Source organism: Aequorivita todarodis (genome assembly GCF_028561335.1).
Taxonomy (GTDB): domain Bacteria; phylum Bacteroidota; class Bacteroidia; order Flavobacteriales; family Flavobacteriaceae; genus Aequorivita; species Aequorivita todarodis.
This window is the reverse complement of record NZ_JAQQTG010000051.1, coordinates 184,671-192,179: the sequence shown is the minus strand read 5'-3', so window position 1 is coordinate 192,179 and position 7,509 is coordinate 184,671. Positions and strand designations below refer to the sequence as shown.

Here is a 7,509-nt window from a genome sequence, read left to right as displayed (position 1 = left end):
CCCAGGTCAAGGTCGGTGGCCACGCCATCCTCATCGTTGTAGGTAAGGATACCGGTCGTAGGGTCGAAAGTAACGGAAGTTAAGGTTTCCAACGCATCAATGATTGAATATAGATCTATAATGGTGTCATTTCCATCTTCATCTGTATACACCAAGGTATTGTTGGTATCATCATACTTCAAAAACGTAAGCGTTTCCTCAAGTTCATTATCTCCTGAAGCTATAATTCGTTTCCAACTATTTTGAAACCAATAATAGTATCCCGGTCTAATATGGCTATTGTTAGTAGTATTAAACACCAAAAGACTTTCCTCGTTCCCATTTGTTATGGTTGTTTGATCGCTTGTGTCTGTAAGCCCTATCCTAGGAATCATAATTCCTCGGTTTGAAGCTACAACATCCAATTGTGTCGATTCATTCGGCATTGGAGTACCTACTCCCAACTGACCATACATACTATAGGTTATACCTAAAAGTGCAATAAATAGTAATCTTAATTTCATATTGTTACTGTTTTGAATGTATTGTTTGTTTTTAAAATATTTTCCTATTTTGAACATTAGGGTTGTTACTCAATAATTCCTTTTTTGTAAAAAAGTTCCAACTGTCAGACATTAATGGAATGGTTTACTGGAAGTAGAATCATTTATAGTTAATAATTAAATTCGTTCGTTATACAATAATTTTTCAATAACTTGTTGAGATCTTCCTTTCTATGCCTTACATTTTATTTGAAGAATACCATTTCTCCCGGTAAAATTTATTCACTGTACTTTATTTCCATTTCTATTGTATCTTTGTCCAGTACTGTGTACATAATGGGTTGCTTTTAAATTATTTACGCTTCGCAACTCAAATATCGGCAACCCGTTTTTTATCTCTATAAAAAGTTAAAATCAGTTTATCATATTATTACCAACTTTTAAAACTGAAGATATTAAAGTCAATCTTATAAGGAGATGATTTAATTAACCAGAATTCGCACATCTATAAGTGTGTATTTCTGATTGCAAAGCTATATTAGAATCATTAGTTTTTGTTAAAACTCCCTTACCATCCTTAGACTTTCATGGCATTATTTCCGAAAAAATGTGTTTTTATAAAACGCTTATTCTACTGTTATCCAGTTCTTTAATAGAGGTGTAGAGACGAGGTTGAATAATGGCACTAATCAGACATTATAAAGAGTAGTTTTTAACATTTTCCGGTTAAATGACGAGAAATTGGTCGTATAGCAATCGGTAATTTGTAGAAATACTTACTTTTTAGATTTTATTTCTTCCGAAGAAAATAAAATGATAAAAGAGGCGAAAGAAACAATCGAAAACTCCGATACCCTAGAAACCCTATTTTGAATATTTTGAGGAAAAGATACCGTACTGGAAGATAAAAATGGGACTTTATTTAAGCGTGCAAACTTAGGGCAGCAAACCGCTGTTGGCGCTCTTCTTCAGAGAAATCAAAACAGGGGCAGCGCCTACAACGTTTATGCTCCCCTTTTTTGAGGTGTTTTTCGCAACAATCTATTTTTAGGGTCCGCTTTTTTTCCTTTTTCTTCTTTCCCATATTATGCAATTGACTATCAGGACGCAGTTAAAGGTTATCAAAACCTAACAAATATCATATTTTATAAAGAAGGGATGCCCGACTTTTGTGGCAATTTTCAATTTTTAAAGCAAATGACTTCCTCCGGAAAAATAGAACTGATGGCTCCGGCCGGTAATTTTGAATCGTTACAGGCCGCGTTGGACAATGGTGCGGATTCGATATATTTTGGGGTCGAGCAGCTTAATATGCGGGCCCGGGCGAGTATCAATTTCACGATTGCCGACTTGCCCGAAATTGCGAAACGCTGCAAAAAGAAAGGCGTGCGCACCTATCTTACGCTGAACACCATTATTTACGACCACGACCTGTCGCTGATCAAAACCCTATTGGATGCCGCAAAAGCAGCAGATTTAACTGCCGTAATCGCGATGGACCAGGCCGTGATTGCCTATGCCCGGCAAATTGAGATGGAAATTCACATTTCAACCCAAATAAATATTACCAATATTGAAACGGTAAAATTCTATTCGCTGTTCGCCGATACTATGGTGATGAGCCGCGAGTTGAGCCTTCGGCAAATAAAGAAAATTACAGAACAGATAGAAAAGGAACAGGTAAAAGGACCTTCCGGCAATTTGGTGGAAGTGGAAATTTTTGGCCACGGCGCGCTTTGTATGGCCGTTTCGGGGAAGTGTTATTTGAGTCTGCATTCACACAATTCCTCTGCAAACCGTGGCGCCTGCAAGCAGAATTGTCGAAAAAAATACACGGTAATCGATCAAGAAACGGGCTTTGAGATTGAACTGGACAACGAATATATGATGTCGCCCAAAGACCTTTGTACCGTAAATTTTCTGGATGAAGTGATTGAAACGGGCGTAAAAGTCCTCAAAATTGAAGGTCGTGGCCGCGCCCCGGAATATGTGGCGACCGTAACCAAAACCTATCGCGAAGCTATTGACTCGTATTACGACGGAAGCTATTCCGAAGAAAAAGTGGAACAGTGGATGGCCGAATTGGCCAAAGTGTATAACCGCGGATTTTGGGGCGGCTATTATCTGGGCCAAAAGCTAGGCGAATGGAGCAATACCGACGGCTCGCAGGCCACGCAGAAAAAGGTGTATATTGGCAAGGGCGCGCATTATTTCCCAAAAACCAAAATCGCCGAATTCAAAATTGAAGCCTTCGATTTAAACTTGGGCGACAAAGTTTTAGTTACCGGGCCAACTACCGGCGCCAAAGAGTTTGAGCTTTCGGAAATGCTTGTAAATGATGAGTCGCTTTCCACGGCAAAAAAAGGCGATTCCTGCACCATTCCCACGCCTTTCCGCGTGCGGCCTTCCGATAAACTTTACAAAATAGTTGCTACATAAAATGGTGGTAGTAACCCTGCAACGGAACAAGTGCATTGGCTGCAACTATTGCGTAGAGCTGGCGCCGACCTATTTCAGAATGTCGAAAAAAGACGGAAAAACCGTTTTGTTGCACGCCGAGGAAAAACGGGGTTTCCACACCCTAAAAGTTACAGACAATGAAGCCTTGGAAAGCTGTGAGCAGGCCGCCAAGGCTTGTCCGGTGAAGATAATTTCCGTGAAATTGCTATAGAGGTCTATGCCTTTGCTTTTCGGGCAAAGGAAAGCATTGGCTTCTCATAAAAAGTGATGCGGATTCCCAGTAAAAGAATGACGCCCCCCAAGAGCATTTGCCAGGTAATTTCCTCAGAAAGAAAGACCCAAGCCAGCAAAGCAGTAAGCGCAACCTGCCCCAACAAACTCACCGAAACCCGCGTGGCCCGCATATGTTTGGTAGCATAGCCCAGCAGCAACCACGCCAGCAATTGACAGACAAGCCCCTGTGTTAAAAACACGGCCCAGCCCGTAGCGTTATACCCCAAAAATGGTTCGTTGTTCAGATAGGTCATGCATGCCAAAATGACTGCCGAGGTCACCGTGCTCAGGGTGATGAAAGGAAACACTTCCATTTCATAAAGCACGTATTTGCTCACCAGCATATAAACGGCGTAAAACATACCCGATAGGATGGCAAACACAAAAGCAAGGTCGAAGTCGAGATCCAAAAAGAAATGGAATCCCACTAAGGTAACCATTCCGAAAAGCGCCACAAGCGTGCCCAGCCAGAAATTGGAGGTAGGTTTGTTCTTCAGGAAAAAGAAGGCGCCCAGCCCTACCCAAACGGGTGAGAGATTGGTGAGCAGGGTAGCTTGGGTTGCCGTGGAAAGTTGAATGGAAATGTTCCAAACGGCCACATCGAGCGCAAAGATGATCCCGCAGACCACGGTGAGCCAAAACATTTTTATGGAGGGGATCTTAAATTTTCCCGTGAGCAAGGCTGCGGGTAGTAACAGTGCCCCCGCTACGGCCATACGGTAGAAAGCCGAAACGAGCGGTGGGGCCGTTTCCAGTTTTACAAGTACCGGAAAGATGGAAATACACACAATGCCTATTACGAGCGCTATTCTGGGCTTGGTCATACGGCTGGAATTAAGCGGTTTAAAAAAGTGCAAAAGTATGCCGAAACCACGATTGGCACGGCATAAATTTGAATTTTAAACAAAAATTAACGCAGGAGTTATTGGTGCAGTTTTAATTGGATCCGCTTTCGATCCACGTCCACATCCAGCACTTTTACGACCACTTGCTGGTGCAGATGCACGTGCTCATTGACGTCCTTAACGAACGTGTCGGAAAGGTTGGAAACGTGGATGAGCCCGCTTTCCTTGATCCCAATGTCCACAAAGGCCCCAAAATTGGTGATGTTATTCACAATTCCGGGCAGCAATTGGCCTTCCCGCAGATCGTTGATGGTTTTTATGTTTTGGTTGAAAGTGAAGACTTTGGCTTCCTCGCGAATGTCAAGACCGGGTTTTTCAAGTTCCTTTATAATATCTTTTAAAGTGGGTAGCCCAGTTTTTTCTGAAATGTATTTTTCGAGATTTATTTTCTGTAGCAGCGCCTTGTTTCCTATCAATTCTGAAATTTTCGCCTTTTCATCTTTCGCCATTTTCGAAACAACTTTATAGGTTTCGGGATGCACCGAAGAATCATCCAGCGGATTTTTTCCATTTTTTATCCGAAGAAATCCAGCGGCCTGCTCAAAGGCTTTTTCGCCCAAGCGCGGTACACTTTTTATTTCTTCCCGGGAATTGAATGCGCCGTTTTCCTCGCGATATTTCACAATATTCTCCGCCAGTTTTGGACCGATGCCCGAAACATAACTCAGCAGCGGAACGCTCGCGGTATTTATGTTTACGCCCACGGCATTTACACACAATTCCACCGTTGTATCCAGCGAACTTTTAAGTTTTGACTGGTCCACATCGTGCTGATATTGCCCAACCCCGATGGATTTAGCGTCGATCTTTACCAACTCCGCCAGCGGATCCTGCAATCGGCGACCGATGGAAACCGCGCCGCGCACGGTAACATCGTAATTTGGGAATTCATCTCTCGCAATTTTTGAAGCCGAATAAATAGATGCGCCGGCTTCGCTTACCACAAAAACCTGTATCGGATTTTTAAAGTGGATTCGTTTTACGAATTGTTCCGTTTCGCGCGAAGCTGTTCCGTTTCCGATTGCTATTGCCTCAATTTTATGGGCATCGGCCAGCGAACTTATCTTTTTCATCGCAGTGGAAGTATCATTTTTTGGCGGATGCGGAAAGATGGTTTCGTTGTGTTGCAGGTTTCCCTGGGCATCGAGACAAACCACTTTGCAGCCTGTTCTAAAACCTGGGTCAATGGCCAAAACCCGCTTTTCACCCAAAGGCGATCCCAACAAAAGTTGCTTTAGGTTTTTTGCGAAAACGTTGATGGCGGTTTCATCTGCCTTGTCTTTGGCGGCAGTTAAAATTTCATTGGAAAGCGCCGGAAACATTAGGCGTTTGTAGCTATCTTCAATAGCGAGATTTATCTGTTTTGAAGCCGCATCGTTAGATTTTAGAATGCGATCTTTAATTTTTGAAAGTATCCGAAAATTGTCATCCCGATGCATATCGGGATCTATTTTATTTCGAATAAATCCTTCGGAAGTTGCGCGCAGAATTGCCAACAATCTATGCGAAGGGATTTTGTTTAACGCTTCATTCCAATCAAAATAATCGCGGAATTTTTGGGCTTTTTCATCATCTTCAAATTTCTTTACCACTTTGGTGGAAATGGTTGCGAAACGTTCCAATTGATTTCGAAGCATATTCCGGATATCGGTTCGCTCATTAATCCATTCGGCAATAATGTGTCGCGCGCCTTCCAAAGCTTCTTCTTCGGAATGTATTTCGTCTTTTATATATTTTGAAGCTAAAGTTGAAATTTCAGAAGTATTGAAACTTCGGGACTGGCTCATTAAAATTTTCGCCAAAGGTTCCAAACCGTTTTCGCGAGCTGTATCTGCCTTTGTTTTTCGCTTCTTTTTATACGGCAAATACAAATCTTCCAACGCAATCATGTCCGTTGCTTCTTCAATTTTCTTTTGAAGTTCGGCGGTCAAAACTTCTTGCTCTTCCAAGGATTTTAAAACGGCAATTTTTCGCTTCTCCAGAGCTTCAAACTGCTCTTTGAATTTTACGATTTCGCCAATTTGAACCTCATCGAGATTGCCCGTCAGTTCCTTTCGGTATCGGGAAATGAAGGGAATGGTGCAGTCTTCGTTTAAAAGTTTTACGGTGTTTTCAACGCTTTTTTCGGGAAGCTGGGTTTGGGAGGATATAAAGTTTATAAGAGCCACAGAAACTGAAATTATGGGGAATGGATTTGAATAAATTTATGACAAAAATAAGGATTCCAGAGACTATATGACCTTTAATGATATTTCTTCGGAATAAAAAAAGTGTATCGCCCTTTCAGGGCTTTTAAGTTTTGTGAACATCTTTACTACAAACGATGGGCGAATGCCCATCGTTATGGCACGTCGCCCTTTCAGGGCTTTTGGATTTGGCATTTTCCTTTCATAACGATGGGCATTAACCCATCGTTCAGGCATATCGCCCTTTCAGGGCTAAGGCACAGAAAAAGCAAACTCTTCTATCCGATAAGGCGGATACGCATTGTGGAGTTATATCCCTTCCGAGGCTGAACTTTCATTTAATAAGCATGAATAGATTCATAACCTAATACCAGCCCTGAAAGGGCAAAATCCCACAACAAAAGGCAGAGCACTTTTGCAAGGCACACTCAAAAACCCAAGCCCTGAAAGGGCGATACCCCCGAACAAGGGGCGCAGCCCTTTGGAGCAGAAGGAAGAGGTAACCGCATCCAAGCCCTGAAAGGGCGAAATATCAAGTCTCGAACAGCATCCTAATCCCAAACATAACGCTCATCATAATCAACTTTATACTTCTTCAAAAATGCTCGGAACTCATCTTGATAAGTCTTTTTTCTATGATGTTCATGCTGATTGGCGATGTAAGCAATTACAGTATCTACCTGAGAGGGATTTACCGAAAAAGCGCCATAACCGTCTTGCCAATAAAAGTTTTCATAAGCTTTTCCCTTTGCTTTGATCCATTTGGAAGAATTTGACTTTACAACCTCTACCAGTTTCATTAAAGCTATCTTTTTGGAGAGCTTACAGAGCATATGGACATGATCGGTATAGCCACCTACTTTTATAACTTGGGAATCAAGATTATTACAGATTCCACCGAGATAGCTATGTAGTTCTTCCTCCACCGGAGGATAGATCATTGGGGTTCGATACTTAGTGCTGAATACGATGTGGATGTAATTTTTTACGAGTGATTGTCCCATATTGATTCGTATTACGGCCCTTTCAGGGCTTTGGTTCTTATGTGTGCTTAGCGATGGGCTTTGTTTGCCACAGTCGAGGGGCTGCGCCGCAGTCGATGGGCTGTGCCGCAGTCGATGGGCTGTGCCGCAGTCGATGGGCTGTGCCGCATCGTTGAGGGATGACGCCCTTTCAGGGCTAGACCATAATCCCAAAATTCCT

At 42.5% G+C, this 7,509-nt stretch carries 5 protein-coding genes and 1 pseudogene; 2 read left to right on the top strand and 4 right to left on the bottom strand.

Annotated elements, in window-relative coordinates; all coding sequences use genetic code 11:
- A pseudogene (locus POV26_RS15315) lies at window positions 1–560 on the bottom strand (hypothetical protein); the annotation flags it as partial.
- A gap of 1,119 nt (window positions 561–1,679) precedes the next feature.
- Here POV26_RS15315 and POV26_RS15310 point away from each other — a divergent pair.
- Window positions 1,680–2,921 carry a peptidase U32 family protein gene (locus POV26_RS15310; RefSeq protein ID WP_272857341.1) on the top strand — a complete coding sequence of 414 codons (1,242 nt, stop codon included), beginning with the start codon at window positions 1,680–1,682 and terminating at the stop codon, window positions 2,919–2,921.
- Between the two features lies 1 nt (window position 2,922).
- Window positions 2,923–3,153, top strand: coding sequence for a ferredoxin (locus POV26_RS15305; protein WP_272857337.1), 231 nt, complete (start codon window positions 2,923–2,925; stop codon window positions 3,151–3,153).
- Window positions 3,154–3,157: 4 nt separating this feature from the next.
- Here the strand turns inward: POV26_RS15305 and POV26_RS15300 are convergent, their stop codons facing one another.
- From POV26_RS15300 to tnpA, 3 genes are all read right to left on the bottom strand, one after another.
- Window positions 3,158–4,039, bottom strand: coding sequence for a DMT family transporter (locus tag POV26_RS15300; protein ID WP_272857336.1), 882 nt, complete (start codon window positions 4,037–4,039; stop codon window positions 3,158–3,160).
- Window positions 4,040–4,137: 98 nt separating this feature from the next.
- Complete coding sequence (locus POV26_RS15295) at window positions 4,138–6,288, bottom strand: Tex family protein (protein WP_272857335.1); 2,151 nt, start codon at window positions 6,286–6,288, stop codon at window positions 4,138–4,140.
- Between the two features lie 569 nt (window positions 6,289–6,857).
- Entirely contained in the window at window positions 6,858–7,310 is a 453-nt protein-coding gene (gene tnpA / locus POV26_RS15290) for an IS200/IS605 family transposase (RefSeq protein WP_272857334.1), read from the bottom strand.
- Between the last annotated feature and the right edge of the window lie 199 nt (window positions 7,311–7,509).

Bases quoted from the DNA above. Each gene is read 5' to 3' on its own strand.
- tnpA (WP_272857334.1), bottom strand. From the start codon at position 7,310: ATGGGACAATCACTCGTAAAAAATTACATCCACATCGTATTCAGCACT.
- POV26_RS15300 (WP_272857336.1), bottom strand. From the start codon at position 4,039: ATGACCAAGCCCAGAATAGCGCTCGTAATAGGCATTGTGTGTATTTCC.
- POV26_RS15305 (WP_272857337.1), top strand. From the start codon at position 2,923: ATGGTGGTAGTAACCCTGCAACGGAACAAGTGCATTGGCTGCAACTAT.
- POV26_RS15310 (WP_272857341.1), top strand. From the start codon at position 1,680: ATGACTTCCTCCGGAAAAATAGAACTGATGGCTCCGGCCGGTAATTTT.